The sequence below is a fragment of the Rhodococcus sp. MS16 genome, assembly GCF_013277795.1.
Lineage (GTDB): Bacteria > Actinomycetota > Actinomycetes > Mycobacteriales > Mycobacteriaceae > Rhodococcus_F > Rhodococcus_F globerula.
In genome coordinates this window covers 64,311-90,361 of the sequence record NZ_VBTM01000003.1, presented here as the reverse complement: position 1 = coordinate 90,361, position 26,051 = coordinate 64,311, and the positions used below count along the sequence as shown (strand labels likewise).

Below are 26,051 nucleotides of genomic sequence, written 5' to 3'. Positions count from 1 at the left end.
ACTGGCAAGTTCTCGTTGAGTGGGATTCCGTCCCCGCTGTGTGCGCCTTTGTTAACCCCCGGCGGTCAATAAAGGCGGACGGCAATTGGGGTTGCAGTTTTAAGGCACTGACTTATATGCTCCATCTCATGCCCAGCTCGTCAGATGCCAAGAGTGCAATGATCGCCGTCGCAGAACGCATGTTTGCCGAACGTGGCATTCACGAGGTGTCGATGCGCGATGTCGCGGCAGCAGCGGGGCAACGCAACAACTCTGCGGTTCAGTATCACTTCGGTGGTCGGGACGGCTTGGTGCTGGCAGTGTTCCGGTATCGGATGGGTCAGATCAACATTGCGCGTCTGACGTACCTCGACGACATCGACTCGAGTGGGCGTACGGATACGGTTCGAGCTTTGGTCGAGGCGTTCATTTACCCTCTTGCAGATTTCCTTGCCACTGCCGACGGATCGAACTATGCGCGGTTCATCGCCAGGGTCTCGCCCTCGGTCGATACACAAAGTGTCGAGTTCCGTGAGGTCAGCGAGGCGAACAACGAAGTTGTCTCGCGGCTGACACGGGCACTGAACCACCTCTCGCGTCGTGTCGCTGTCGAGCGGATCGACCTGATGTCCAACATGACCGTCGCCGCGCTTGCTGTTTTCGAGCAGCGGCGTGAAGAGGGAAATCCCGTGGTGAAGGCGGATTTCGACACAACTGTCGACCATCTGGTCGACCTCATGGTGGCGGCACTGCTGGCTCCGCAGAGTGAGCACACACGAACCCGAAGCAAGATCGCGCAGTCCACTGACGCGCGAGTCAACACGTAAATCGAAACGGAGCTATTTTCATGGCTGCACTCACGTCGTCTCGTACAGTTCAAATCGGCAATCACACAATCGAATTCGGTCCTCGCGGGATGCGTCGTAATCCCGAAGGTGTCGAGTCGATGCCGTACGAGCGTTTCACTCTCACCCCGGTCACACCGTTCATCGGCGCTGAGATCAGCAACATCGATCTGCGTGATCCGTCGGCCGAGCAGATCGACGACGTCCGTCGTGCATTGCTCGAATGGAAGGTTGTGTTCTTCCGCGACCAGAACATCTCGAGTCTCAATCACCGTGACTTTGCCAGCAATTGGGGCGAACTCGAAGTTCACCCACTGCTCCCGCAGGGTGAAGTTCCGGCCGTGGTTCGATTCGAACGCGGCGAGGACAGCCCAGGCACCGAAAACATCTGGCACGTCGACGTGACCTGGACGAAGACACCGCCGCTAGGCTCTGTCCTGCGTGCGATCGATGTTCCGCCGGCCGGTGGCGACACCCTGTGGGCCGACATGGGCAACGCGTTCGATTGCCTTCCTGACGAGGTCAAGGAGCTGATCGACGGACGCGAGGCGGTCCACGACTTCGTTCCGTCCTTCGGCCGCAGCATGTCACCCGAAAAGCTCGAGAAGATGAAGGAGCAGTACCCGCCGGTCCTGCATCCGATGGTGCGCAAGCACCCCGAGACGGGCCGCAAAACGCTGTTTGTGAACAGCCTCTTCACCACGCATATTCCGGACATGGATCCGCAGGAAGGCAACGACCTGCTCAACCTGCTGTTCGCGCAGGTCAAGGTTCCGGATTTCCAGTGCCGTTTCAAGTGGGCAGCCAATTCCATTGCGTTCTGGGATAACCGGGCAACGCAGCACTACGCGGCCAGTGACTACTTCCCGCATCGACGGATCATGGAGCGCGTCGCGATTCTCGGCGACGCACCCTTCTGATCTACTCCTGCGGAATTCGCACGACGCACCGGAAGCCGACGTGGCAGGTCGAGGACTCTTCGGACTCGCTCTGCCGCGCGGCCGGCCGGTAGCGCAGGCAGTAGTTGGGTGCACACAGATGTGACCCACCTTTGATAACTCGCAGCGGATAGGTCTCTCCCGCAACGGTTTCCGTTGCAAGCTCGGCGCGCGGATTGCGAGGGATGCAGCACGAGGTCGCCGGTGCCAGATTCTTGGTGCTGTGGGCGTGGTCGGACGTGTAGTGATCCGCTGTCCATTCCCAGACGTTGCCGGCCATATCGAGGAGGCCGTAGCCGTTTGGGCGGAATTTTCCAACGGGAGCGGTGCGTTCGTAGCCGTCTTCGAGCAGGTTCTCCCACGGGAACTGGCCTTGCCACACGTTGCCACCGGGCTTTCCGCCAGGAGAGTCCTCGTCGCCCCACACGTAAGCCTTGCGGTCGAGCCCACCGCGCGCCGCGTACTCCCACTCCGCTTCGGTGGGAAGTTCCTTGCCGGCCCACTGGGCATATGCCTGCGCGTCGAAGTACGACACGTGTGTCACGGGATGTTTCTCGCGACCACCGACATTGCTGCCCGGGCCCTCCGGGTGGCGCCAATCCGCGCCGGGTGTGAAGGTCCACCACTGGGTGTAGTCGTCCAAGGAGACCGGTCCTGGCGGTGAGTGGAAGACCAGAGAGCCAGGCACCAGCAGTGCCGGGTCGGCATCGGGGTAGTCGGCAGGATCGGGCGCGCACTCCGCAGTCGTGACGTGTCCTGTTGCTTTGACGAATCGGCGGAACTCGGCCACGGTGACGGCCGTCGTATCCATCCAGAAACTGTCGACGCTCACCTGGTGAACGGGGCGTTCTTCCGGGTAGAAGTCCTCGGAACCCATCCAGAAGGTTCCGCCCGGGATCAAAGACATGTTCTTCGGGGGAGTGCTCATGGCGGCTGAGGGCGTCATGGTTTCAGCATGACATGCGGCCTGGATTGGGTGAAACGAGAATCCCACCTGGTGCCCTCGGCAGGATTCGAACCTGCGACCCTTCCTTTAGGAGAGGAATGCTCTATCCCCTGAGCTACGAGGGCGGGGAGCTCATCCGTAAAGCATGAAAACCGTGTTGTACTGCGGTTTTCGCTTGCCGGTTGGGCTGGTGCCGCTACTTGACCGGTTGGCGTTGGGCCTTGGGCGTCGTAGCTGCGGTAGTCAGTGTAGCGGCACAACCCATACGGCGCGAAGCCGACAGGCGCCCGCAGTATTGGACCTGCGCGGGCGGCGTCGAACCTCAGCGGGCGGCGCCGGCAATCCTCAAGTCGATTTCCCGCGGACTCAGGAGATTGTCAAGTACCAGGACGGCGCACCCGAGGATTCCTGATTGCGCCCCGTGGCTGACGGACACGATGTGCAGTGAGCGTGTGGCGAGTGCAGTTGCGTTGCCGTAGACCGATTCTCGAAGTCCGGCCAGGAAGAGTTCGTCGGCTTCGGCCATGTCGCCGCCGATGACAAGCACTTCCGGGTTGAGGAGATTGACAGCGCCGGAGATCACGTCGCCGATGAGCCGTCCGCTGGTTCGGATCAATCGGCGCGCTTCTCCGTCGCCGTCGAGGGCCAGTCGAACGACGTCGCGGACGTGGCCGACGTCCCGGCCCTGGGCTTCGAGTGCATGCACGAGAGCCCAACCGCTGGCGACGGTTTCGACGCAACCCACGTCGCCGCACCGGCATTGGACATCCTTGGCGGCAGCGGTTTTGGTGTGCCCGATCTCGCCGGCGGCGCCGAGTGAACCCCGTTGCAGTACACCGCCGAGAACGATGCCTGCGCCAAGGCCGGTTGAGGCTTTGATCATGAGTAGATTCGGTGCGCTTTCACGCCTTTCGCTGAGTTCCGCGAGTGCCATGACGTTGGCGTCGTTGTCGGCGAACAACGGCGCGTCTGTGACCGATGCAAGGTAGGGAGCAAGGGCAACACCGTCCCAGCCCGACATCATCGGTGAATCGAGACTGGCTCCGGCTGCGACGTCGACCGTCCCGGGGATGCTGAGCCCGACTCCGATGACTTCGGAAGGCGGGCGGCCGATTCGGGCCAGCAATGACGTCAGATGGTCGGCGATCTCAGGCATCAGTTCGTCGGGCCCGACGCCCACCGATTTGTCGATGTCTTCCGCGGTGAGGATGGCGCCGGACAGGTCTGTGACGGCCAATTGCGCACGCGAGCGGCCGATCGCGACAACCAGCACCAATCCAGCGGACTTGTCGAACGTCAAGGTGGCAGGCGGACGGCCACCTGTCGATGGGCCTTCGTCGTCGTCCGCGATCAGGCCGATCGACTGTAGCGCGCTTACCCGGGCAGACACCGCGGTCCGGGAAAGTCCCGTGAGTTTCCCGATTTCGCTTCGTGTGGTCGCGGAACCTGCGCGGATCAGCGAGAACACCTCGCCGGCTGTGGCGGGAGTGATGGGCGGTCGGGTCATACCTTCTATTCAAGCATTCTCTCAGCGTTACTTCAGGATGCAAAAGATTTATTACTTTAGTCTTTTGGAGACGTAAGTAGGTATTGTGAAAAAGCAGAAGTGGGCATAGGCTGTGTCTTGACTCACTGGGCACCGCGTTCTCGGGTGGGTCGCAGTACGAGGTCAGAGGGCGCACGAACCTAGGGGAGAACCCGATGAGTCGCACCGACACGCAGAACGAGATTGTCGACTTCGCGCGTAAATGGCAGAAGTTCGACGGCGGACCGGACGAAGACATCTTTGTCACCTTCGGTCTGGAGCCCCACGAGTACTTCCGGAGATTGAAGAACATCCTCGACAACGGCAACGCCGCACTGGATCCCCCTGCGGCGAGCGAACTCGCCACGGTGTGTGCGCACCGGTTGCGTCAGCGAGACGTCGAGTTGATCGGCCAGTAGGCCACCCACATTCTTCTTCATCGCTGAATCAAGTCCACAGAATCAAGAATTGAGGTCGCCATCATGCACAAGCACCTTCCGATGCCGAATCCGACAACTGAAGTGTGGGACTGGCAGATGCAAGGAGCGTGCCGCGGGCACGACTCGGCCGTGTACTTCCACCCCGACGGTGAGCGTGGGCATGCCCGCGAGAACCGCGAACTCAACGCAAAGAAGATCTGCTCCAGCTGCCCGGTTCTTCAGCAGTGCCGCGAACATGCGCTGGCTGTTCACGAGCCTTACGGCATCTGGGGTGGAATGACGGAGACCGAACGCGCAGAATATGTGCGATCGCTGCGTAAGCGCAGCAACCGAATGCCCGCGGTCGCAGTCGCGAGCTGAAGGTCCTTCAGAGAGGACACGCTGTGACGCTCGTAGCCGGTATCGATTCCTCGACTCAGTCGTGCAAGGTCATTGTCCGTGATGCCGATTCGGGTGAATTGGTCCGAGAGGGACGCGCGACGCATCCTGCAGGCACCGAGATCGACCCGGCGCGGTGGTTGGAGGCCATGGACAGCGCGATTGCTGCTGCGGGCGGACTGAACGACGTCGCCGCTGTGTCTGTGGGCGCGCAACAACACGGCATGGTGTGTTTGGACGGCGACGGCGATGTGGTGCGACCGGCGTTGCTGTGGAACGACACTCGTTCCGCGCAGGCTGCGAGCGAACTTGTCGACGAGCTGGGCGGTCCACAGGCGTGGGCCGACGCCGTGGGCGTTGTGCCGGTAGCCGCAATCACCGCGAGCAAGCTGCGCTGGCTGGCGGATCACGAACCCGGCAATGCGGATCGTACTGCAGCAGTGTGTCTTCCACACGATTGGCTGTCCTGGAAATTGGGCGGCGCCGTCTCGCTCGACGCGCTGGCCACCGACGCTGGTGACGCGAGTGGAACGGGGTACTTCGCGGCCGCGACGCGTGAGTACCGGATGGACCTGCTGTCGCTGGCTTTCCGAGATCGAACACCACAGGTTCCCCGGGTTGCGGCGCCGAACGAGAAGATCGGTATCACTCGATCCGGCGCGGTCATCGGACCCGGAACTGGTGACAATGCCGCAGCCGCACTGGGTTTGGGGGCGATTCCCGGTGACGTTGTCATCTCGATCGGAACGTCCGGTGTCGTGTCTGCTGTTTCGGCCGCGCCGACGCACGATTCGAGTGGCAATGTTGCCGGTTTTGCCGACGCCACCGGACTGCACCTGCCGCTTGTGTGCACACTCAACGGCGCCCGGATTCTCGACGCGACCGCGTCCATTCTCGGCGTCGATCACGACGAACTGTCTCGTTTGGCATTGTCCGCCCCGCTCGGGAGTGACGGCCTGGTGATGATTCCGTACTTCGAGGGTGAACGAACCCCCAACCGTCCCGACGCAACCGGGGCTGTGCACGGGTTTCGGCTCCAGAATTCGACGCCGGCGCATTTCGCGCGTGCCGCAGTCGAAGGGCTCCTGTGCGGCTTGGCCGACGGCGTCGACGATTTGGTTCGTCAAGGCGTCGAGGTGAAGCGCGTTCTCCTCGTAGGAGGCGGAGCGAAGTCTCGCGCTCTCTGTGAGATTGCGCCGGCAATTCTCGGAGTCCCGGTTGTGATACCCGATCCTGGTGAATATGTTGCGGAAGGCGCATGCAGGCAAGCTGCCTGGACGCTGCTCGGCGGCGAGCGTCCACCGGTATGGACAAAACCGGAGGAGAGGCGCTTCGAGGCTGCACCGGCGCCGCAGGTTCGGGAACGTTACGCATCGCTGCGCGAGCTCACCGAGGGTGTGTAGAGGCCAACTCAGCTAGGGTTCTTTCGTGGACTTGTTGGTAGGCATGGACATGGGAACGGCCAGCAGCAAAGGGGTTTTGGTCACCCCGGACGGCGTGGTCCTGGCAACCGAGCAGATCGACCATCAGATCTCGATGCCCAGGCCCGGGTGGGCCGAGGTGGACGCCGAGAAGATGTGGTGGTCCGAGGTGTGTTCGATCTCCAAACGTCTTGTGGCACAAGTTCCCAGATCTGCCAACGTTGCAGGTGTCTGTGTCAGCGGTGTCGGCCCGGCACTTGTGTTGTGCGACAGTGAACTTCGACCCCTTCGTCCGGCCATTCTGTACGGAATCGACAGTCGAGCATCCGCAGAAGTGGCCTCGCTGACCGAATTATTCGGCGAAAAGGCAATACTCGATTGTGGTGGCAAACTTCTCTCGAGTCAGGCCGTCGGGCCGAAGATCGAGTGGGTGCGCATCCATGAACCGGAGATTTTTGCCGCGGCGACTCGGTGGTACGGGTCGAATTCGTACATCGCCGCAAAGCTGACCGGTGAGTATATCCAGGATCATCACACGGCCAGTCAGTGTGATCCGCTCTATTCGGTTCGGGACTTTACCTGGAACTCCGATTGGCTGGATCGTGTTCTCGGCCATCTCGAATGCCCTCGATTGGTATGGCCGAGCGATGTTGTCGGATTGGTACATGCTGACGCGTCCGAGCAGACCGGACTGCCCGTCGGGACGCCCGTTGTCGCGGGAACGGTCGACGCATTCTCCGAGGGATTCAGTGTGGGCGCCCGTCATCCCGGTGATCTCATGTTGATGTACGGATCAACGATGTTCCTGGTTCAGATACTCGAGAAGTTTCAGAGCAATCCGGCACTGTGGACAACCGCGGGCGTTCAGAAGGACACCTTGGCACTTGCTGCCGGAACATCCACTGCCGGAAGTCTGATCGAGTGGCTTCACAAGCTCACCGGCGATGCACCATTCGAGCAGTTGCTCGCCGAGGCCGCGGCCGTGCCCGCCGGCGCCGAAGGGCTGTTGATCCTGCCGTACTTCGCCGGCGAACGTACTCCCGTGTTCGACCCCAAAGCCAGAGGCGTCGTTGCCGGACTGTCATTGCGACACGGCCGGGGGCATCTGTTTCGGGCCACCTATGAAGGTATTGCCTTCGGAATCCGCCAGATACTCGAAATGTTCGGTGACACAGATGAACCCGTCCGGCGCACGATCGCGGTGGGAGGTGGCGTCAAGAGTCGCGTCTGGACACAGGCGATCAGCGACATCACCGGACACACGCAGTTGGTTCCGACTCAGACCATCGGCGCCAGCTACGGCGACGCTCTGTTGGCTGCGATCGGGACCGGACTTGTTGCGCCGGATACCGATTGGACGACTCTGTCGCACGAAGTAGTGCCGAACGCAGCCAACCGGGCGATGTACGAGGATTTGTATCAAACGTGGTTGACGCTGTATCCGTCGACGCGGGAACAGATCCACGCTCTCGCCCAGTTCGACTGCTGATCGCTCAGATCAGCCCGAACTTCCGCACCGCGTCGAGTAGCGCATGCGGACGTTCGGACGTCGGCAGTGGATCGACGAGAGCGAACTGGCACCCGATATCGCGTGCGGCACCGTCGGCGACATCACTGTCTCCGATCATCAAGGTCTGGGCTGCGTCCACGTCGAGTTGCGCAAGTGCGTGCTCGAATATGGCAGGTTCGGGCTTGACCGCACCCACCTCGAAGGACAACACGAACTCGTCGACCCACACGTCCCAGCCACGGTCGACAAACGCCGGGCGGATGTCGAAGGCGATGTTGCTCAAGACTGCGGTGCGAATGCCCTTCTCCGACAGTGACTTCAGTACCTCGCCGGTATCCGGGTACGGAGTCCATCGATCCGGGTCCACGAGCAACCCGTACAGCGCTTCGGCGCGACCGAGATCTGGCATACCGGACTTGCTCAACACGTCGAGGTAAGCCTGACGGTGCAGCTTCGGATCCCGGTCACGGTTCTCCCACGCGTACAGTCCCGCTTCGTCCATCTCGACGGTTCGCCCGACCGGAGCGGTCATCCGGCGCATCAGCTCGGTTTGAGCGTGCACGTCCATCGGCTCGCCGGCGTGATCGACAAAATGTTCGGCCCAGTCGGAATCTTCCTCGAGCCGGAAGAGCGTCCCCGAGAAGTCGAACAATGTTGCGGCGATATGCCCGTTTCGGGAGTCGGTGCTGTCAGTGTTCACCGACCAAGGTTATCGGCGCAGGGTTTCCGATGCGCATTATGCGGCGGGGCGCGCGTACTTTGGGAGGGCACATTTTCCGAAGTTCGTGTCGAAGGGCAGTGTTCGTCGCTCTCGGCCCGCGCCGAATGACCAGGGGGATTCTCCGTGTCCGACCACGTGAACCACGTTGACCGAAGCAAATCGGCGGGTGACGACCCCCACTTGTCGCGTCAGCTGTCCAATCGTCACATCCAGCTGATCGCGATCGGCGGCGCCATCGGCACCGGCCTGTTCATGGGTTCGGGCAAGACGATCTCGCTGGCCGGGCCGTCGGTGATCTTCGTGTACATGATCATCGGCTTCATGCTCTTCTTCGTCATGCGGGCGATGGGGGAGTTGCTGCTCTCCAATATGTCGTACAAGTCGTTCTCCGACTTCGCTGCTGATCTCCTGGGGCCGTGGGCGGGATTCTTCACCGGCTGGACGTATTGGTTCTGCTGGATCGTCACTGGCATCGCGGACGTGATCGCGATCTCGGGCTACTTCAAGTACTGGTGGCCTGGGTTGGCCGCGTGGATTCCGGCGCTGCTGACCATCGCTGCACTGCTCCTTCTCAATCTGCCGACGGTGAAGGCGTTCGGTGAAACCGAGTTCTGGTTCGCGCTGATCAAGATCATCGCCATCGTCAGCTTGATCATCGTCGGCATCGTGATGGTCGTCTCCGGGTTCACCGCGCCCAACGGCGCCACCTCCGGCGTCGACAATCTCTGGAACGACGGCGGCATGTTCCCGACCGGCTTCATGGGGTTTGTCGCGGGCTTCCAGATCGCAGTGTTTGCGTTTGTGGGTATCGAACTGGTGGGTACGACGGCGGCCGAGGCCAAGGATCCGGAGAAGAACCTCCCGAAGGCCATCAACTCCATCCCGATTCGTGTGCTGCTGTTCTACGTGGTCGCACTGACCGTCATCATCTGTGTGACGCCGTGGCGTGAGATCCAAGCGGACAAGAGTCCATTCGTCGCGATGTTCACGCTCGCCGGCTTGGGTATCGCCGCGTCGGTCATCAACTTCGTGGTGCTGACGTCGGCGGCATCGTCGGCGAACTCGGGCATCTACTCGACCTCACGCATGGTGTTCGGCCTGGCTCAGGAGGGCGACGCACCGAAGGCCCTCGGCAAGCTGAACTCGCGCAAGGTCCCCGCGAATGCCCTGATGTTCTCGTGCATCTTCCTGCTCGCGTCGTTGATCCTGCTGTTCTCCGGTGACTCGGTGATCGAGGCATTCACCGTTGTGACCACAATCTCCGCGCTGCTCTTCATGTTCGTGTGGACGATCATCCTGGCGAGCTACTTGGTGTACCGGAAGCGTCGCCCGCACCTGCACGAGGCGTCGAAGTTCAAGATGCCAGGCGGCATCGTGATGTGCTGGGTTGTGCTGGCTTTCTTCGTGTTCATCTTGTGGGCGCTGACCACCAAGGACGACACGCTGCAGGCGCTGCTCGTCACCCCGATCTGGTTTGTCGCACTCGGAATCGCGTGGGCGATTATTCGTCGCCGGCCCGCGCACCGCGCGCGGTACGAGGCATTCCGGGCAGAACTGGATGCGAGTCGACAGACGGACGAAAAATAGTTTGGTCAAGAACGTGTAACGGTGGCGGTTTCCTTGATCAAACTGTTACATTCGTCGGCAAGACAGAGGAGCGGGCTTCGTTCGAGGACTGCTGCAAGCCGACGACTGACAGGGTAAAAACTGTGGGAGACCACCACCGCACGGACAATTCCATTGCTGCATTCGAGATCGATCCAGACGCAGCGAGTGGACGTCACCGCGTTCCGTCGGCTGGCCCGGGCGCAGGCGTCAAGGCTGGTGTTGTAGCTGCAGCCACGGGCGCACTGCTCGTTGGCGCAGGTCAGATGGGTGCAGGCACCGCAGCGGCAGCCCCGGCCACCCAGAACATCGCCGGATTCGAGATTCCGCAGGGATTGCTTCCCGAGGGCATCGAGATCCCAGCCGAGCTGTCGAATCTTGGGCTCCCGCCGGCGGCGGGCATCGAGGTTCCCGAACTTCCCGACCTCGTGGCACAGGTGAACGCACAGGTGCAGCAGTTCACCGGCTCGTTCAACCCGGTTTCGTCGAACAGCGGCACCGTTCAGCCTGTTTCCGGAACGCTCACCTCCACGTTCGGTAACCGTTGGGGCGCACACCACGGCGGTCTGGACATCGCCGCCCCGATCGGAACTCCGGTTCTCGCGGCAGCATCCGGTCAGGTCATCGACGCCGGTCCGGCCTCGGGCTTCGGTCTCTGGGTGCGCATCCAGCACGACGACGGCGCAGTCACCACATACGGACACGTCAACGACTACCAGGTTGCAGTGGGCCAGCGCGTAGCCGCCGGCCAGCAGATCGCTACCGTCGGTAACCGCGGCCAGTCCACCGGCCCGCACCTGCACTTCGAGGTTGCGGAAAACGGCGCCAAGGTTGATCCGGCCATCTGGCTGAAGGCGCGCGGCGTGGCAGTGACCTGGGTGGACAACTCGTAGGAAGATCTTTTGCGGACCGGCAGGGCATCGGAGTTAATTCCGGTGCCCTGCAGTCTTTTCATGCTCGGTTCGGGTTGTGGTCGGGAGTCGGCCGGTTAGCCTTGCGGAAGACGACCTTCGGTGGTTGATCGCGAAGGAGGGGGATCGGATATGGGCGCAGAAGTTCAAGCACGAATGTTCACGAGGGCCGACCGGCGGGTGTTCCGCAAGAAGGTGCGATTGTGCGTCGACGCCATGAAGCAGATGCTCGATCGCGGCGACTTCCGGGACGCAGTCGAGAAACCCGACCCGTTGCTGGGAATGGAGATCGAGTTCAACCTCGTAGCCGGCGACATGCTGCCGGCGATGTCCAACCTTGCAGTGCTCGACGCCATCGACGACGATGCGGTGTTTCAAACGGAGCTCGGGCAGTTCAACGTCGAGATGAATGTCGAACCTGGCCCACTGACCGGCGACAACACATTCGAGCTCGAAGAAAAACTGCGCAGTTCACTCGCGATCGCGGACGCTCGCATCCATGAGCACGACGCCGAGATGGTGATGATCGGGATGCTGCCGACGCTCCAGCTCGAGCACCTCGACCGCGAGTGGATTACCGCGAATCCGCGCTACGAATTACTCAACGAGCAGATCTTCGCAGCGCGTGGTGAAGACATCGAACTCGACGTAGAGGGTGTCGCACTTTCCGGTGGGCCAGTGGAAGTGCTACGCGCCGATACCAATTCGGTGGTTCCCGAGGCGGCCTGCACGTCGATGCAGTTGCACCTTCGGGTTTCTCCCGAAGAGTTTGCGCCGCACTGGAACGCGGCGCAGTGCCTGGCCGGGCCGCAGGTGGCGCTGGCCGCCAACTCGCCATTCCTGGCAGGCAAGGCGCTGTGGCATGAATCTCGGATACCGATCTTCGAACAGGCCACGGACACCAGAACACTCGAACTCAAGAATCAGGGAGTGCGACCACGCGTCTGGTTCGGGGAACGCTGGATACATTCGGTTCTCGATCTCTTCGAGGAGAATTCGCGATACTTCCCGGCGCTGCTACCAGACGTCTCCGATGCGGATCCCCTGGAGGTTCTTGCGGCAGGCGGAATTCCGGAGTTGAAAGAACTCCAGATGCACAACGGAACCGTCTACCGCTGGAATCGTCCGGTGTACGACTGCTCGGATGGCAAGCCGCACTTGCGGATCGAGAATCGAGTGCTGCCGGCCGGGCCCACCGTACTCGACATCATGGCAAACGCCGCGTTCTACTACGGAACAGTGCGGGCGCTCGTCAACGCGGATCGCCCACTGTGGTCGCAGATGTCTTTCCATGCCGCAGAAGAGAACCTGCACATCGGCGCCAAGCACGGGCTGGACGCAATGCTGTACTGGCCGGGCATGGGCTGGGTCGGTGCGGACGAATTGATCCTGCGACGGCTACTTCCCCTCGCGGACGAAGGCTTGGCCGACTTCGGGTTGTCGAGTGCAGCGCGTGAGAAGTACCTCGGCGTCATCGAAGGCCGGTGTCTCAACCGGCAAACCGGTGCGGCGTGGCAGCGGGGACGCGTCGTCGCCGGTGAGGCCGCAGGACTCGATCGAACTGCCGCTCTTGCCGAGATGATGCGGGCATATATCGAAAACATGCGCAGCGGTAATCCAGTTCACTTGTGGGACTGATTCGGGCTCGCTAATTCAACTCCCCATCAACAGTTTCGGGGACCTTGGTCATCGAAACAGGGATGGATTCGACCCGGAAACCATGTCGTAATTGCGATGGTTAGAGTGGAAGTGGCTCGATTACTTCTTACGGAAGGTGGGCACATGAGTTCACGCGAACACAACAATGTCGTCGTCGGAATCGACGGATCGGACACCGCGTCGACCGCGCTCCGAGAAGCTGCGAAAATTGCCGCGCAGCGAGAATTGCGTCTCGATATCATTCACGCGCTCGACTTTGCGCCGTACGGATTCGGCGGCCCGTACATCGACGCGGGTGGCGTGTACGAGTGGGTGGAAGAGGCCGGAAAAGCCGTACTCGGCGACGCCGAGAAGTTTGCCGCCGAGGTCGCCCCGACGGTCACCGTTCACACCGAGATGGCCATCGGTAGCCCGACGCAGTGGCTTCTGGAGAGCTCCGCGAAAGCCCGTCTGGTCGTCGTGGGAGCATCGTCGTCCGGAAAGGCTGCCACCGCGGTACTCGGCAACACCGCAGTCGGTGTCGCGAGCCACGGTAAGTGCCCCGTCATCGTTGTGCGCGAACGTGACGGCGTCGTACCGTCCGATGGTCCCGTCGTCGTGGGCGTAGACGGCAGTGCGCTGAGCGCGCAGGCTGTGGGTGCGGCATTCGAGGAAGCGGCGTTCCGCGGCGCAGAACTGGTAGCCGTCCACGTCTGGAGTGACCTCGGAACAGCAGCGTTCGAAGATCCCCGCGCTGCCGCGCTGGCACCGGCATCGCTCGAGGAAGAAGAGCATGCGGTATTGAGCGAGAATCTTGCCGGATGGTCCGAGAAGTACCCTGACGTCGTGGTTCGCCGTGAGATCTACCTCGACAACCCGCGTGGCCGCCTGCTCGAGTGGTCGGCTCGGGCGCAGCTTGTCGTCGTCGGTAGCCGAGGCCGCGGCGGATTCCGCGGAATGCTCCTTGGATCCACAAGCAACACACTGATCGCTTCCGCGCAGTGCCCGGTGATGGTGGTTCGTCCCGAAGATTCCTGATTTCTCGATGCGCCTGTGAGAACCTGCCCCGTTCATTTCGGTCACCGAAGTTCATTTCGGTCACCGAATATGACCGGGGCAGTCACATGAATACGGCCTCATGTTCCGTAGTGTTCAAGGAGAGGTGTGCCTGGCGCACACATGGCAATCGTGAGGATTGGGGTTAGAACGTGCGCATCGGAATGGGTTTGAACTACAGCGGCGGATTCGCCGAGACTGTCGAAGAAGTCGGTGACCTCGAAAAGGCCGGTCTGGACATTGCGTTTGTCCCGGAGGCCTACTCGTTCGACGCGGTCAGCCAACTCGGATACCTGGCCGCGAAGACGACAACCATCGAACTTGCCTCCGGCATCTTCCAGATCTACACCCGCACGCCGTCGCTTACCGCGATGACTGCCGCCGGCCTCGACTTCGTCTCCAACGGACGATTTGTCATGGGCCTTGGCGCGTCCGGCCCACAGGTGATCGAAGGTTTCCACGGCGTCAAGTACGACGCCCCTCTCGGCCGTACTCGCGAGGTCGTCGAAATCTGCCGCCAGGTATGGCGTCGGGAAAAGGTCGAGTACCAGGGCAAGTACTACCAGGTGCCGCTACCCGCCGAGAAGGGAACCGGACTGGGCAAGCCGCTCAAGCTCATCAACCATCCCGTTCGTGAGCGCATCCCGATCCTCATCGCTTCCCTCGGCCCGAAGAACGTCGAACTCACCGCCGAGATCGCGGAAGGGTGGGAGCCGATTTTCTACCACCCCGAGAAAGCAGCAAGCGTCTGGGGAGAGCCCCTCGCCAAGGGCAAGGCGAAGCGCGACCCCAGCCTCGGCGAACTGCAGGTGTACGCGTCCCCGGCGCTGGCCATCGGTGACGACGTCGACCACATGCTGGACTGGGTCCGTCCCAGCATCGCCCTCTACATCGGCGGCATGGGAGCCAAGGGAAAGAACTTCTACAACGATCTTGCCGTCCGCTACGGCTACGCCGAAGCTGCCGAGAAGATCCAAGATCTCTACCTTGCAGGCAAGAAAGAAGAAGCCGCGGCAGCAGTGCCGGACGACCTCGTCCGTGCAGTCTCGCTCATCGGTCCCGAAAGCTACGTCCGTGAACGCGTCGCCGCATTTGCAGAATCCGGCGTCACCACCCTTAACGTCACCCCGCTGGCGGCTGATCGCGCCGGACGTGTCGGCCTGATCGAGAAGTTCCGGAACATTTGTGATTAACCGCTGTGCGCCTTTATTAACCCCCCGCGGTCAATAAAGGCGCACAGCAGATGTCCGATTCGGGACCTGCCGTAGCGGATAAAACGTATTTATCGCACTTGGGCAATAGTGTGGGAGCAATAGTGTGGAGGCAGATAGAGTTCTGTAGTCGATCCTGAAGGGACGAAAATGAGTGCAATCCAACCGGTTGTCGTAGCTGTGGACGGTTCCGAGGCGGCGTCGTCGGCCGTTGTGTGGGCCGCACGCACCGCCGCTGTGTTGGGGCGTCCGCTGCATATTGCAACGGTGGTGCACATTCCGGCCTTCTATTATTCCGAGCCGTATCTGGCCGAGAGTTTCAAGGACGAACTGCGACGCACTGCTCGTGCCAGACTCGACAGCGCCAAGATCCTGGCCCACCAGAGTGTCGACGGTGATCTCGAAGTAGTCACCGAACAACTCGACGGCAGTGTCTCCGATTCATTGATCGAATTGTCCAAACGCGCATACATGGTTGCCGTAGGTCCGCGTGGGCACGGCGAATTCACCGGACTTGTCGTCGGTTCGGTGACGGTATCGATTGTCTCGCACGGTGAATCGCCCGTGGCAGTCGTGCGCGGGCGGACACTGGACGGTCAGCCGCCCACTCAGGGACCGGTTGTTGTCGGTGTCGACGGCTCCGAAAACAGCATCGAGGCCATCGAGCACGCATTCGAGCAGGCGTCGGCGCGCGGCGCCACGCTGATCGCCGTCAACGTGTGGAGCGACGTGAGTGTGCAGCCTTCACTGGGCGCCACTCCGGACGACCCGTTGTGGAGCAGCATCCAGACCGGCGAAGAAGTAGTTCTGGCAGAGCAGTTGGCCGGATTCACCGAGCGATACCCAGACGTTGTGGTCGAGCGTGTAGTCGCGCGCGATCGCCCGGTGCGGGTTTTGAGCGAGTATGCCGAGACTGCGCAGTTGGTGGTGGTCGGTAGCCGCGGACGTGGTGGCTTCACCGGAATGCTTCTGGGCTCGACGAGTCGCGCACTTCTGCACACCGCAGATTGCCCCGTGTTGATCGTGCGCCACAGCAAGAACTGACACGGCTGGAACTGACACTCGTCAACTGACACCACAGTTGTTTCGATCGGCAATAGATTCTTGAAAGAGGCTTAGATGACTACGCGCGTGTTCCTGGTCGACGATCACGAGATCGTCCGACGCGGACTGTTCGATCTGCTCGGCGGCGTCGAGGATTTCGAGGTGGTCGGGGAAGCGTCGTCGGTAGGGGAGGCGATGGCCGTTATCCCCAAGAGCAATGTCGATGTCGCGGTTCTGGACGTGCGACTGGCCGACGGCAACGGCGTTGAATTGTGTCGCGACCTTCGCTCGATGCTGCCGAACCTGCGGTGCCTGATGTTGACCTCGTATGCGGACGACGAAGCGCTGCTCGACGCCATCATGGCGGGCGCGTCCGGCTTTGTGCTGAAGCAGATTCTGGGCACGGATCTTGTTGCGGCGGTACGCACCGTCGGCTTGGGTGGATCGCTGCTCGACAGCCGCGCCACCGAAGCGTTGATGGCGCGAATCCGCAGCGAACGCACCGCAGATCCGCTGGCGGAACTCTCCGATCAGGAACGCGCGGTATTCGACCTCATCGGTGAGGGCCTGACCAATCGAGAGATCGGCGCGAGGCTGTTCCTCGCCGAGAAGACGGTCAAGAACTACGTGACCCGTTTGCTCTCGAAGCTGGGTATGCAGCGCAGGACTCAGGCTGCCGTGCTGGCAACCGAGCTGCGCAACAAGTAGTTCAGGGCTTCCGCCGCCTCAGCGGTACCCGCCACACCAGGCGGGTGCCGTTCGGGCTGCGGTTGCCGATTGTGCATGTGCCACCACAATGTTCAGCGCGGCGCTCGAGATTGTGCAAGCCGCTCTTGTGGACGCCGACGGGGATACCTTTGCCGTCGTCGTCGATGGTGATGGCAAATTCGAGGTCGGCGGTCACGGAGATGGTGATCGTGTCTGCCTGGGCATGTCGCAGAACGTTGCTCAAACCCTCACGAAGCACGGCTTCGGCATGGGGGTGGATTCCGGCTTTCACGAGTGTGTCGATCGCTCCGGAGAACTGAACGCTCGGGGTGACTGCTGATTGTGCTGTGGCGTCACCGATTACGTCGAGGAGGCGTCGGCGCAGGCTGGTCGAGTCCGCGGTGGCGGGTGTCTGGAGATCGAAGATGGTGGTGCGGATTTCGCGGACGGTTTGGTCCAACTGCTCCAGCGACCGGGTGACGATGGCACGCGCTGAGTCGGGAAGATCGGAATCGGGCAAGGTGCTCTGCAGGCTCATGCCGCTGGCAAACAGACGCTGAATGACGTTGTCATGCAGGTCACGCGCAATGCGGTCGCGATCTGCCAGAACCGACAGGAGACGCTGTCCACGTTGTTTCTCGTCGAATTCGATAGCTACAGAGCCTAATTCGGCCATCGACTCGATCCGGGTGAGTTCGTCCGAATCCCAGTGAGTGTTGGCGGAATCCGACGTGAGCAGTAATGCGCCCACCACGCCGGATGCAACCGTCATCGGGGCCAGCACCGCGCTACCCGCTGTCGGGACCAAGTCGAGCAGCGAGCCCAATTCGGTGAATACGTGCAACCGTCGAGTCTGCCGAATGACGTCGAATGGATAGAGGCTCGCCGGGACTCGGACTCCCCGCGATGTCGGCCGGGCGCTGACCGCGGTGTGTACCTGCGCGTAGCCGTTCTCGCAGATCAGCACGATGACATCGTCGATGCCGGTCAACTCGCGCACACGGGTGGCGAGCAGTTGCAGACTGTCGTCGAGCGAATCGCCCGCCAGCAATCGTGACCGGATGGCAGACATTGCGGTGAGCCATCTTTCACGGGTCCGAGACTGCTCGAACAGCCTGACGTTCTCGGCTGCGATACCGGCGGCGATGGCAAGCGCTTCGAGGATGACCTCGTCCTCCTCGGTGAACTCTGCCGCACCACGTTTCTCGGTGAGATAGATGCTGCCGAAAACCTCACCGCGCATCATGATCGGCGCGCCCAGGAAGCTGTCCATCGGCGGATGATTGGCGGGAAATCCGACAGAGGCGGGGTGGGCGCCGAGATGCGGAACACGCAGAGTCTTGGGATCGTTCATGAGGACGCCGAGCACGCCGTGGCCTTCCGGGAAGTGTCCCATCGTCTGCCGCAGCGGTTCGTCGATGCCCTCGTACACGAATTCGGCCAGCCCACCGCCCGGTGCCCGCACGCCCAATGCCCCGTAGTTGCAATCCAATACAGTGGTTGCCGCAATAATGATGCGCTGCAGCGTGAGATCGAGATCAAGCCCGGAACCGACAACAAGCACTGCTTCGAGAAGTCGGTGGAGCGTCGGGATGTCAGCCTTGGAGTCGGCCAGACGCTCGAGTACTTCGGCGAAATTGCGTGTCGGGTTGCCCGAAGAGTCGATCATGCTCGAAGCATATCGCTCCCAGTGTGGTCACTCTTGGCGAGATCGGCCGTCCCACCACTGCTTCCAGTGATGTTCGATCTCGTCGAACTCGTCCGCGCTGAGATCGTAAGTGGCCAGAATGATCTGGAGTTCCTGCTGGGCGCGGTACGGAACCGTCGGCTTTGCCGCGACCACCAACAGTCCGGGACCAAGGTCTTCGATTGTCACTCCTGTTTGCAGCGCGCTGACGAAGTCGACAATGCCGTCGGCGTAATCGCCGGGAGCAAGCGTGGCGGTGTAACGCCCGCCGGCTTCCACAGGAAGGTGCCCGAGTCCGAGGATCGAGGCTGCGGATTCACCCGGAATCAGTGGGCCGTCGAGGTAAATTGTTCTGCGCTCGGCCAATCCGTGATGTTCGACGCCGAACTTCAAGAAGTGCAGAAATGTGGTCCAGCCCTCCGTGATGTCCTCGTACCATTCGTCGTCGGGTACCTGCGGCGGACGCGTCATCCGGACAATGGTTCTGCCGCCCTGGTCGATCAAGGCGAAGCGATCACCGTTACCCAGTTCGAGGGTGTGTGCGTCAGGGTCTGCGACCGCGGTGCCGTAGATCTGAGTGATTTCGTCGTCGAGTCCGTCGTAGTCCCACCCGAACCAGCGCCGAATCAGCGAAGGATCGCGCAGCGCCGGCCACAGCACGGACGGCGCTGCTGCGATGGACACCTCGATCACCGTTTCGTTCACGGGGAACACGCTACCGGGATCAACCGTCCGTCAGCCCTTCATAGCGACTGTCAGCAGAAAAGCAACGTCCTCGAGCGCTTCGACACTGTGCCGGTGGGCCGGAATGGTGAGGAAATCGCCAGTCGACCCTTTCCATTCGTCGCTACCGCACACGAGATTGAGTTTCCCGCTCAGGACCAACAGCGTTGCTTCGCCGGGACTGTCGTGTTCAGCGAGGCTCTTGCCGGCGCTCAGCGCGATCACGGTCTGTCGCAGGCTGCGTTGGTGGCCACCATAGACGGTTTGTGAACTACGACCGCTGGTTGCCGACGCAGCCAGTTTCAATTGTTGACGGGCGAGGGCTGTCAGTGACTTCTTGTCCATCGAAGACCTCTCGGGTAGCGCGATCATCTCGGTTTCTCGAGTATGACCGACAGGCTGGTGAGGTGCCTCGTTATTGGCGGAAGTGGTCAGCGAGTGTATTCGAGCCAGCGGAAGCGCAACCCGGTCTTCTCCGACGTGTGCCAGGGCTCGTCGGACGTGAGGTTCCAATCGGGGCCGATCTCGGGAGCAAAGGCTTCGCCGGTGATATCGAGATCGATCTCGGTCACCAAGAGACGCGTCGCGAATGGCAGTGCAGCCGAATATATTTGCCCTCCGCCGACAACAAAGAGGTCACGGTCAGGCAAGGCCAGCGCGTCGTCGAGGCTGGGTGCGGCTTCGGCTCCGTCCGCTGCCCACTCCGAATTGCGGGTGACAACGATATTGCGGCGACCACTGAACGGCCGGAACTTGGGTGGAATGGAATCCCAGGTCAACCGGCCCATGATCACCGGATGCCCCATGGTGACTCGCTTGAAGTAGGCCATGTCCTCCGGCAGTCGCCACGGAATCGTGTTGCCTGCACCGATGACACCATTGTTCGCCTGAGCCCAGATGAGGGTGACTGCGCGATCATTCATGATCAGACCGCGACCGGAGCCTTGATAGCAGGATGGTGCTGGTAACCGACTATTTCGACATCCTCGAAGGTGTAATCGAAGATGGAATCGCGCTTGTTCAGTTTCAGAACCGGAAGGTCGAGCGGGGTCCGGCTTAGTTGTTCGGTGACCTGATCGACGTGGTTGTCGTAGATATGGCAGTCGCCGCCGGTCCAGATGAATTCGCCGACGTCGAGACCGGCCTGCTGCGCCATCATGTGTGTGAGCAGGGCGTAGCTGGCGATGTTGAAGGGAACACCCAGGAACATGTCGGCACTACGCTGATACAACTGGCACGAGAGCTTGCCGTCGGCGACGTAGAACTGGAAAAACGCGTGGCACGGTGCGAGCGCCATCTGCGGAATGTCGGCGACGTTCCACGCGGAGACGATGATCCGACGCGAATCGGGGTTGGATCGCAAGGTTTCGAGAGTTTGCGTGATCTGGTCGATGTGCTCACCCGACGGGGTGGGCCAACTGCGCCACTGGACGCCGTAGACCGGGCCCAGTTCACCGTTCTCGTCGGCCCACTCGTCCCAGATGGAGACGCCGTGTTCATGTAGCCACGCCACGTTGGAGTCGCCGCGCAAGAACCACAACAGTTCGTTGACAATCGACTTGAGGTGCACCTTCTTGGTGGTGACCAGGGGGAAACCGTCGGCAAGATCGAATCGCATCTGGTGACCGAAGATGCTGCGAGTGCCGGTGCCGGTGCGATCGGCTTTGGGGGTGCCGGTCTCCATCACGAGTTTCAACAGGTCTTCATATGCGGTGGAGACAGTCACGGGACACAGTCTAGGGCACGCACGATAGCCTCGTTCAATGCGTGAACTCCTCGTGATCGGCGTCGGCGCCGGTGACCCCGACCAAGTGACGATCCAAGCTGTCAAGGCCATGAACAGGGCCGATACATTCTTTGTGATCGGTAAGGGGAGTGAGAAGCAGGATCTCGTCGACTTGAGAACCGGGATTCTCGAAGAACATGTGACCGGTGAATACCGCGTCGTCGAGATAACCGATCCCCCGAGAGATCGGACACCTTCGGACTACGAAGGTGTTGTCGACGACTGGCATGACCGTCGAGCGTCGATCTTCGAGGAAGAGTTTTCGGCCGAAGCCGGAGTCGGCGCGATATTGGTATGGGGTGACCCGTCGCTCTACGACAGCACCTTGCGCATCGTCGAACGAGTGCTTGCGCGCGGCAACGTCACATTCGACTACACGGTAATTCCCGGTGTCACGAGTGTGCAGTCTTTGGCGGCGCAGCACCGCATCGTGCTCAACCGCATCGGCGAATCGATACACATCACCACTGGGCGCAAGCTCGCCGAAGGATTGCCGGACGGCATCGACAACGCCGTCGTGATGCTTGACGCGCACTGCACGTTTACCGAGGTTGCCGGGGATGACGTGGAAATCTGGTGGGGCGCGTACCTGGGCACACCGGACGAAGTGTTGATTGCCGGGAACCTGCGTGAGGTAGAAGACGACATCGTGCGTGTGCGGGCGGAATTGCGTGAGAAGCACGGCTGGATCATGGATACGTATCTCGTTCGTCGCTAGACCGCCGCGCTGCAGGCGGTAAGTATTTACCCAGGTGAAGTGCAACTGTCGGCGGACCGGCACCCTATGATTTGCCCATGACATCGTTCGGGGCGGATCGGTCGCATGAGATCCTGCCTGCCCCGCGCGAACGCGATCAGTCAGCACTGCGGTCGGCAATCGCTCTTCTGGTGCAGTGGTTTCGACGGCCGGATCAGTTCGACAGTTTCACCCGATACCTCGCGTCCAAGGGGCTGGAGGTGGCGGTGCGCCTGATCGTGATCGCGTCGTGTGTGTCGGTGGCGGTTGCCATGTTGTTGCTGCGTTTCAGCGAAGCGGGCGTCCACAACCAAGTCACGAGTGTCATCAACGCGGCGATCATCGCCGGGACCGTCGCGATGATTGTGCTGTTCAGTCTTCTGCCGGCACTGACCCGAAAATGGTCGTACCTGTTTGTCGCGTACGCGGAGCTCGGCGTAGTGATCGGTGTATTTCTGAACCGCGATCCGTTTATCGGTTTGATCCAATGCATCGTCTTCGTTTTGGTGGGCGGCTATATCGCGTATTTTCACAATGCGCGACTACAGGCCGCGCACATGGTTCTGTCCGGCGTGGTTCTGGTGCTTGTCGCTCGTCAGGTGGCCGTTTACGAGGATCCGGCGTTGGCGATCGCGTTGTCGTTGGTTGTCGCCACGAGCATCGTGGTCATTCCATTTGCCTGCCAGTTCGTGCTGTCGATCCTGGGTTCGGACGCCGAGAGTTCGGATGTGGATCCGCTGACCGGCCTGCTGAACCGGCGCGGACTGCAGCGGTCGGTCGAAGAATGGGGGGTCACCGAAGCGAACTCCCGCGGATTGTCTTGTGTCGTGGTGATCGTCGATGTCGACAATTTCAAGACTGTCAACGATTCGTACGGACACGAACAGGGCGATATTGTCCTTCGCGAGTTCGCGGTGAGGCTACGTCGATGTGGAAGTAATCACGCTCTGTTCTCGAGATTCGGCGGTGACGAGTTCGTGTTGGTCGACATGATCGGCAAGCGCGCTGAACTCGAACTCGAGGAGAATCTGCGTCGGCACATGCGGTTGCCCGACAACGTTCCGGTGGTCACGACCAGCATCGGAATCGCAATTCCGTCGACTTCGACGTCCAGTTATGTCTCGGAAGTGGAACTCGCGGGATTGTTCCGACTCGCTGACGCTGCGATGTATCAGGCAAAGGCGTCCGGGGGTGACCGGGTCATCGTCACCCACACGCAATTGTGATGATTGTCGGATAGCGGAAGGTCGTGCAGGCTTATCCTGTTCGGGTGGGTGCAGCGGTCGATGACGGACATTCGGGTAGCAAAGCTACCGAACGGCCGTTTTCGTCTGCCGCGTTGCACCGAGTCGCGCCGCTGCTCGTCGACTGGTATCGACGCCCTGACCAATTCGAGTCCTTCACACGTTATCTCGCAGACAAAGGGCTGACCGGCGCATCGAGAACATTGGTTGTCAGCTCGTTGCTTCTGGTAATCGTCGTGATGTTCTTGACCAGATTCAGTCCTGCGGGTCCCACTACTCACGGGGAGCGCACCGCCAACCTCGTGATCATCGTCCTGACGGCGCTGATGGCCGCGATTCTCGCGACCAGAGGCAGGTTGGAGCGATCCTGGTCCTACGTGTTCGTGATTTATTCGGAAATTGGGATTGCCGCAGCGCTGGTGCTGTACTCGAATCCGCTAGCAGCATTGGCGCACAGTGTGATGTTCTCCGTGATCGGCGGATACATCGCCTTCTTCCACAACGCGCGCATGCAGACTCTGCATCTGTTGTGGGCGTCCGTCGTGGTTATCGGAGTTGTCGCGCGCATCGCCTATATCGAAAAGTACACCGATGTTCCGTCGTTGATCGCCATGGTCCTGTTGGTCGGCGCGGCCATCTACGCGATCCCGTTTGCGTGTCAGTTCGTGTTCTCGATTCTCGGAACCGATGCCTTGAAAGCGCAACATGACCCGCTGAGCGGACTCTTGAACAGACGAGGGTTGGCCGACGAGGTCGGATTGATGTTGCATCGGCCATTCGAGAGTTCCACCAATTTGGTTGTCGCAGCGGTGGATATCAATCGATTCAAGACGATCAACGACGAGTACGGGCACGACGTCGGTGATGTTGTGATCGAGAAGGTTGCCGCGAGACTGACACAGTCCGCCGGTCCGTCTGCGTTGATCGCGCGCATTGGCGGTGACGAGTTCGTCCTCGTGGATCGGTGCGACGATCAGGAAATCGACAGTCTCGCAGAGTCCCTGCGAAACATAACCGTCACCGGTCCCGAGCATCCTGTTGTCGAGTTGAGCGTCGGAATTGTCGCAGCGGCCGGTCCGTTCGGATCCCCGGATCGTGCGATTGCCGTCTACGGAACACTCCTCCGAAGCGCGGATCAAGCCATGTACACAGCAAAAGCACGACAGGAACACGCCGTCGTCGTACTGCGAAATCTGCAGTGAGTTTGTCGGTGTTCGGCGCTAGGGTGATGCCATGCCTGAACTGCCCGAGGTAGAAGCGCTGGCGGGATTTCTCCGCGAACACGCAGTGGGCGCTGTAGTCGGCCGCATCGACATTGCCGCATTGAGCGTGCTCAAGACCTTCGATCCGCCGATTGCTGCATTGCAGGGCCGAGACGTGACGGGCGCAGCCAGATTCGGTAAACATCTTGGGCTGGACTGCGATGGGCTCTGGCTCATCACTCATCTGTCGCGTGCGGGATGGATGCGGTGGCAGGACAATCCGTCGTCGACGCCACCAAAACCAGGCAAAGGTCCGTTGGCGCTTCGAGTTCATTTCTTCACGCCGGAGGGGCTCACTCCTGCTTGCGATCTCACCGAAGCCGGCACGAAAAAACGCCTGGCAGTGTGGATAGTGGCGGACCCGCTGGAGGTGCCGGGGATCGCTCGTCTGGGACCCGACGCCATGGCCGTCACCGAAGCGGAATTTGCCGAGATACTTGGTGGTACCTCCGCCCGGATCAAGAATGCGATAGTCGACCAGTCACTCCTCGCCGGCGTCGGGAATGCCTACTCCGACGAAATCCTGCACACGGCACGGCTTTCCCCGTTCGCGACGTCGTCTCGTCTTACCGAAGAACAGATAACAACGCTGTACGATGCCATGCGAACCGTGCTGGCCGATGCCGTCGAGCGATCGGTTGGACAGGACGCGGCACGGCTGAAGGGTGAGAAGCGATCGGGAATGCGGGTACACGCCCGCACCGGTTTGCCCTGCACCGTGTGTGGTGATGTGGTGCGCGAAGTGTCTTTTGCCGAGCGATCCTTCCAGTACTGCGCAACCTGCCAGACCGGCGGAAAACCATTGGCAGACAGGCGAATGTCGCGGCTGCTCAAGTAGTGAACTGATCGGAGAGGAGTGTGACGAACTCCCGGGCCAGTGACGATGAGTGGGCCGGGTCGGTAATGGCATGGACCACCCGGTGCGGCGCATCGGCGATCGGCACACAGACCAATTCGGGATGCTCGGCGCTCATCGACTCCGGCAGCAAGCCGACGCCCAGGCCGTTGACTGTCAGGGAACAGATGAGGTCGACGGAATTCGCTTCGTACGTGCGTCCCCGCGGAACCCGCGATTCCGCAAATGCCTGATCGGTTTGGACCCGGGCCTCGCTGCCCGACGCGAAGTCCACGAGCGGGACGTCTCGCAGATCGTCGAGTCGGATGGACGGCAGTGTGCTGAAAGGGTGACCGTCCGGAACAAACGCGGCAGTCGACTCGCTCCACAACGGGGTTGCCGAGAACGTCTTGGGTAGTCGCCCAGGCGCCAAGCCGACAATTCCTACGTCGATAGCCCCCGATCGAACGCCGTCGATCACTACCTCGCTGCCGTAGGGGCGCACCGTCACATCGATGCCGGGGTGGCGCTGCGTCAGAGCTGCCAGTGCCTGTCCGACATCGACGCGGCCCGCTGAGGAAATGACGCCGACAGTGAGTCGAACCTGCTCGACGTTGCTTCCCGAAACGTCGCTGACCAGTCGCGACACGGCACCGAGTACGTCTCGGGCTCGGGAGACGAACACTTCGCCCGACTCGGTCAGCCCGACATTGCGGCTGTTTCTTTGGAAGAGTTCGACACCGAGCTCGCGTTCGAGATCCCGTATCTGAGTGCTCAACGCCGACTGTGACACGTGGAGTCGAAGTGCCGCTCGACTGAAGTGCCTGTCCTCCGCAACAGCGAGTGCGTAGCGGATGTGCCGAAGTTCCATGACACCAATCTATCTGTTTTGAGGATTGATT

At 61.1% G+C, this 26,051-nt stretch carries 26 protein-coding genes and 1 tRNA gene; 17 read left to right on the top strand and 10 right to left on the bottom strand.

Annotation, left to right across the window (positions count from 1 at the left end; all coding sequences use genetic code 11):
* The first annotated feature begins 128 nt into the window (after window positions 1–128).
* The gene (locus tag FEZ60_RS05380; RefSeq protein WP_033234383.1) at window positions 129–806 is read left to right on the top strand and encodes a TetR family transcriptional regulator; all 678 of its coding nucleotides are present in this window, start codon (window positions 129–131) and stop codon (window positions 804–806) included.
* 20 nt (window positions 807–826) lie between these two features.
* Entirely contained in the window at window positions 827–1,744 is a 918-nt protein-coding gene (locus FEZ60_RS05375; RefSeq protein WP_033234173.1) for a TauD/TfdA family dioxygenase, read from the top strand.
* A gap of 1 nt (window position 1,745) precedes the next feature.
* On the opposite strand, the gene FEZ60_RS05370 is transcribed toward FEZ60_RS05375, so the two are convergent.
* The 3 genes from FEZ60_RS05370 to FEZ60_RS05360 all read right to left on the bottom strand — a co-directional run bounded on the left by FEZ60_RS05370 (window position 1,746) and on the right by FEZ60_RS05360 (window position 4,215).
* Window positions 1,746–2,708: a formylglycine-generating enzyme family protein gene (locus FEZ60_RS05370; RefSeq protein ID WP_172935709.1), complete on the bottom strand. Its 963-nt coding sequence runs from the start codon at window positions 2,706–2,708 to the stop codon at window positions 1,746–1,748.
* Window positions 2,709–2,757: 49 nt separating this feature from the next.
* A tRNA-Arg gene (locus tag FEZ60_RS05365) sits at window positions 2,758–2,833 on the bottom strand.
* Between the two features lie 197 nt (window positions 2,834–3,030).
* Window positions 3,031–4,215 carry an ROK family protein gene (locus FEZ60_RS05360; RefSeq protein ID WP_095888413.1) on the bottom strand — a complete coding sequence of 395 codons (1,185 nt, stop codon included), beginning with the start codon at window positions 4,213–4,215 and terminating at the stop codon, window positions 3,031–3,033.
* A 194-nt stretch (window positions 4,216–4,409) separates the two neighbouring features.
* On the opposite strand from FEZ60_RS05360, the gene FEZ60_RS05355 reads away from it, so the two are divergent.
* From FEZ60_RS05355 to FEZ60_RS05340, 4 genes are all read left to right on the top strand, one after another.
* A complete protein-coding gene (locus tag FEZ60_RS05355; RefSeq protein ID WP_045069145.1) occupies window positions 4,410–4,652 on the top strand; it encodes a DUF3263 domain-containing protein in 243 nt (80 codons plus the stop codon).
* Between the two features lie 63 nt (window positions 4,653–4,715).
* Entirely contained in the window at window positions 4,716–5,033 is a 318-nt protein-coding gene (locus FEZ60_RS05350; RefSeq protein WP_033234177.1) for a WhiB family transcriptional regulator, read from the top strand.
* 23 nt (window positions 5,034–5,056) lie between these two features.
* Complete coding sequence (gene xylB / locus FEZ60_RS05345; protein ID WP_095888414.1) at window positions 5,057–6,454, top strand: xylulokinase; 1,398 nt, start codon at window positions 5,057–5,059, stop codon at window positions 6,452–6,454.
* A 25-nt stretch (window positions 6,455–6,479) separates the two neighbouring features.
* On the top strand, window positions 6,480–7,961 hold the full coding sequence (locus tag FEZ60_RS05340; RefSeq protein ID WP_172935708.1) for an FGGY family carbohydrate kinase: 1,482 nt from the start codon (window positions 6,480–6,482) through the stop codon (window positions 7,959–7,961).
* Window positions 7,962–7,965: 4 nt separating this feature from the next.
* Here FEZ60_RS05340 and FEZ60_RS05335 read toward each other — a convergent pair whose 3' ends face one another.
* The gene (locus FEZ60_RS05335) at window positions 7,966–8,682 is read right to left on the bottom strand and encodes an HAD-IA family hydrolase (RefSeq protein ID WP_033234180.1); all 717 of its coding nucleotides are present in this window, start codon (window positions 8,680–8,682) and stop codon (window positions 7,966–7,968) included.
* Window positions 8,683–8,826: 144 nt separating this feature from the next.
* On the opposite strand from FEZ60_RS05335, the gene cycA reads away from it, so the two are divergent.
* The 7 genes from cycA (at window position 8,827) to FEZ60_RS05300 (ending at window position 16,876) form a co-directional block, all read left to right on the top strand.
* Window positions 8,827–10,290 carry a D-serine/D-alanine/glycine transporter gene (cycA, locus tag FEZ60_RS05330; protein ID WP_033234181.1) on the top strand — a complete coding sequence of 488 codons (1,464 nt, stop codon included), beginning with the start codon at window positions 8,827–8,829 and terminating at the stop codon, window positions 10,288–10,290.
* Between the two features lie 122 nt (window positions 10,291–10,412).
* Window positions 10,413–11,201 (top strand): M23 family metallopeptidase, encoded by a 789-nt coding sequence (locus FEZ60_RS05325; RefSeq protein WP_033234182.1) that lies wholly within the window; start codon window positions 10,413–10,415, stop codon window positions 11,199–11,201.
* A gap of 150 nt (window positions 11,202–11,351) precedes the next feature.
* Window positions 11,352–12,857 carry a glutamate-cysteine ligase family protein gene (locus FEZ60_RS05320; RefSeq protein ID WP_033234183.1) on the top strand — a complete coding sequence of 502 codons (1,506 nt, stop codon included), beginning with the start codon at window positions 11,352–11,354 and terminating at the stop codon, window positions 12,855–12,857.
* 144 nt (window positions 12,858–13,001) lie between these two features.
* Window positions 13,002–13,895 carry a universal stress protein gene (locus FEZ60_RS05315; protein ID WP_033234184.1) on the top strand — a complete coding sequence of 298 codons (894 nt, stop codon included), beginning with the start codon at window positions 13,002–13,004 and terminating at the stop codon, window positions 13,893–13,895.
* 170 nt (window positions 13,896–14,065) lie between these two features.
* The gene (locus FEZ60_RS05310; protein ID WP_033234185.1) at window positions 14,066–15,106 is read left to right on the top strand and encodes an LLM class F420-dependent oxidoreductase; all 1,041 of its coding nucleotides are present in this window, start codon (window positions 14,066–14,068) and stop codon (window positions 15,104–15,106) included.
* Window positions 15,107–15,274: 168 nt separating this feature from the next.
* The gene (locus FEZ60_RS05305; protein WP_033234186.1) at window positions 15,275–16,168 is read left to right on the top strand and encodes a universal stress protein; all 894 of its coding nucleotides are present in this window, start codon (window positions 15,275–15,277) and stop codon (window positions 16,166–16,168) included.
* Window positions 16,169–16,243: 75 nt separating this feature from the next.
* Window positions 16,244–16,876 (top strand): response regulator transcription factor, encoded by a 633-nt coding sequence (locus FEZ60_RS05300; protein WP_033234187.1) that lies wholly within the window; start codon window positions 16,244–16,246, stop codon window positions 16,874–16,876.
* A 1-nt stretch (window position 16,877) separates the two neighbouring features.
* Here the strand turns inward: FEZ60_RS05300 and FEZ60_RS05295 are convergent, their stop codons facing one another.
* The 5 genes from FEZ60_RS05295 to FEZ60_RS05275 form a co-directional block, all read right to left on the bottom strand.
* Complete coding sequence (locus FEZ60_RS05295; protein WP_116102154.1) at window positions 16,878–18,545, bottom strand: GAF domain-containing protein; 1,668 nt, start codon at window positions 18,543–18,545, stop codon at window positions 16,878–16,880.
* A 27-nt stretch (window positions 18,546–18,572) separates the two neighbouring features.
* Window positions 18,573–19,268 carry a hypothetical protein gene (locus tag FEZ60_RS05290; RefSeq protein ID WP_095888418.1) on the bottom strand — a complete coding sequence of 232 codons (696 nt, stop codon included), beginning with the start codon at window positions 19,266–19,268 and terminating at the stop codon, window positions 18,573–18,575.
* 30 nt (window positions 19,269–19,298) lie between these two features.
* Window positions 19,299–19,631, bottom strand: coding sequence for a cupin domain-containing protein (locus FEZ60_RS05285; protein ID WP_033234188.1), 333 nt, complete (start codon window positions 19,629–19,631; stop codon window positions 19,299–19,301).
* A gap of 86 nt (window positions 19,632–19,717) precedes the next feature.
* Window positions 19,718–20,209, bottom strand: coding sequence for a dihydrofolate reductase (locus FEZ60_RS05280; RefSeq protein ID WP_172935707.1), 492 nt, complete (start codon window positions 20,207–20,209; stop codon window positions 19,718–19,720).
* Window positions 20,210–20,211: 2 nt separating this feature from the next.
* On the bottom strand, window positions 20,212–21,012 hold the full coding sequence (locus FEZ60_RS05275; RefSeq protein WP_261984623.1) for a thymidylate synthase: 801 nt from the start codon (window positions 21,010–21,012) through the stop codon (window positions 20,212–20,214).
* Between the two features lie 37 nt (window positions 21,013–21,049).
* Here FEZ60_RS05275 and cobF point away from each other — a divergent pair, with 37 nt between their 5' ends.
* The 4 genes from cobF (at window position 21,050) to FEZ60_RS05255 (ending at window position 25,152) form a co-directional block, all read left to right on the top strand.
* Window positions 21,050–21,790: a precorrin-6A synthase (deacetylating) gene (cobF, locus tag FEZ60_RS05270; RefSeq protein WP_033234191.1), complete on the top strand. Its 741-nt coding sequence runs from the start codon at window positions 21,050–21,052 to the stop codon at window positions 21,788–21,790.
* Between the two features lie 77 nt (window positions 21,791–21,867).
* On the top strand, window positions 21,868–23,034 hold the full coding sequence (locus tag FEZ60_RS05265) for a GGDEF domain-containing protein (RefSeq protein ID WP_051730470.1): 1,167 nt from the start codon (window positions 21,868–21,870) through the stop codon (window positions 23,032–23,034).
* Window positions 23,035–23,078: 44 nt separating this feature from the next.
* Window positions 23,079–24,254, top strand: coding sequence for a GGDEF domain-containing protein (locus FEZ60_RS33060; protein WP_033234193.1), 1,176 nt, complete (start codon window positions 23,079–23,081; stop codon window positions 24,252–24,254).
* Between the two features lie 31 nt (window positions 24,255–24,285).
* Complete coding sequence (locus FEZ60_RS05255) at window positions 24,286–25,152, top strand: Fpg/Nei family DNA glycosylase (RefSeq protein WP_172935706.1); 867 nt, start codon at window positions 24,286–24,288, stop codon at window positions 25,150–25,152.
* Here FEZ60_RS05255 and FEZ60_RS05250 read toward each other — a convergent pair.
* A complete protein-coding gene (locus tag FEZ60_RS05250; protein WP_116102153.1) occupies window positions 25,145–26,020 on the bottom strand; it encodes a LysR family transcriptional regulator in 876 nt (291 codons plus the stop codon). The genes FEZ60_RS05255 and FEZ60_RS05250 overlap by 8 nt on opposite strands.
* Window positions 26,021–26,051: the final 31 nt, after the last annotated feature.

Coding starts and splice junctions, on each gene's coding strand:
- FEZ60_RS05305 (WP_033234186.1), top strand. CDS start 15,275: ATGAGTGCAATCCAACCGGTTGTCGTAGCTGTGGACGGTTCCGAGGCG.
- FEZ60_RS05315 (WP_033234184.1), top strand. CDS start 13,002: ATGAGTTCACGCGAACACAACAATGTCGTCGTCGGAATCGACGGATCG.
- FEZ60_RS05375 (WP_033234173.1), top strand. CDS start 827: ATGGCTGCACTCACGTCGTCTCGTACAGTTCAAATCGGCAATCACACA.
- FEZ60_RS05355 (WP_045069145.1), top strand. CDS start 4,410: ATGAGTCGCACCGACACGCAGAACGAGATTGTCGACTTCGCGCGTAAA.
- FEZ60_RS05280 (WP_172935707.1), bottom strand. CDS start 20,209: ATGAATGATCGCGCAGTCACCCTCATCTGGGCTCAGGCGAACAATGGT.
- FEZ60_RS05295 (WP_116102154.1), bottom strand. CDS start 18,545: ATGATCGACTCTTCGGGCAACCCGACACGCAATTTCGCCGAAGTACTC.
- FEZ60_RS05250 (WP_116102153.1), bottom strand. CDS start 26,020: ATGGAACTTCGGCACATCCGCTACGCACTCGCTGTTGCGGAGGACAGG.
- FEZ60_RS05360 (WP_095888413.1), bottom strand. CDS start 4,215: ATGACCCGACCGCCCATCACTCCCGCCACAGCCGGCGAGGTGTTCTCG.
- FEZ60_RS05265 (WP_051730470.1), top strand. CDS start 21,868: ATGACATCGTTCGGGGCGGATCGGTCGCATGAGATCCTGCCTGCCCCG.
- FEZ60_RS05380 (WP_033234383.1), top strand. CDS start 129: ATGCCCAGCTCGTCAGATGCCAAGAGTGCAATGATCGCCGTCGCAGAA.
- FEZ60_RS05350 (WP_033234177.1), top strand. CDS start 4,716: ATGCACAAGCACCTTCCGATGCCGAATCCGACAACTGAAGTGTGGGAC.
- cobF (WP_033234191.1), top strand. CDS start 21,050: ATGCGTGAACTCCTCGTGATCGGCGTCGGCGCCGGTGACCCCGACCAA.
- FEZ60_RS05320 (WP_033234183.1), top strand. CDS start 11,352: ATGGGCGCAGAAGTTCAAGCACGAATGTTCACGAGGGCCGACCGGCGG.
- FEZ60_RS05300 (WP_033234187.1), top strand. CDS start 16,244: ATGACTACGCGCGTGTTCCTGGTCGACGATCACGAGATCGTCCGACGC.
- FEZ60_RS05370 (WP_172935709.1), bottom strand. CDS start 2,708: ATGACGCCCTCAGCCGCCATGAGCACTCCCCCGAAGAACATGTCTTTG.
- FEZ60_RS05255 (WP_172935706.1), top strand. CDS start 24,286: ATGCCTGAACTGCCCGAGGTAGAAGCGCTGGCGGGATTTCTCCGCGAA.
- FEZ60_RS05285 (WP_033234188.1), bottom strand. CDS start 19,631: ATGGACAAGAAGTCACTGACAGCCCTCGCCCGTCAACAATTGAAACTG.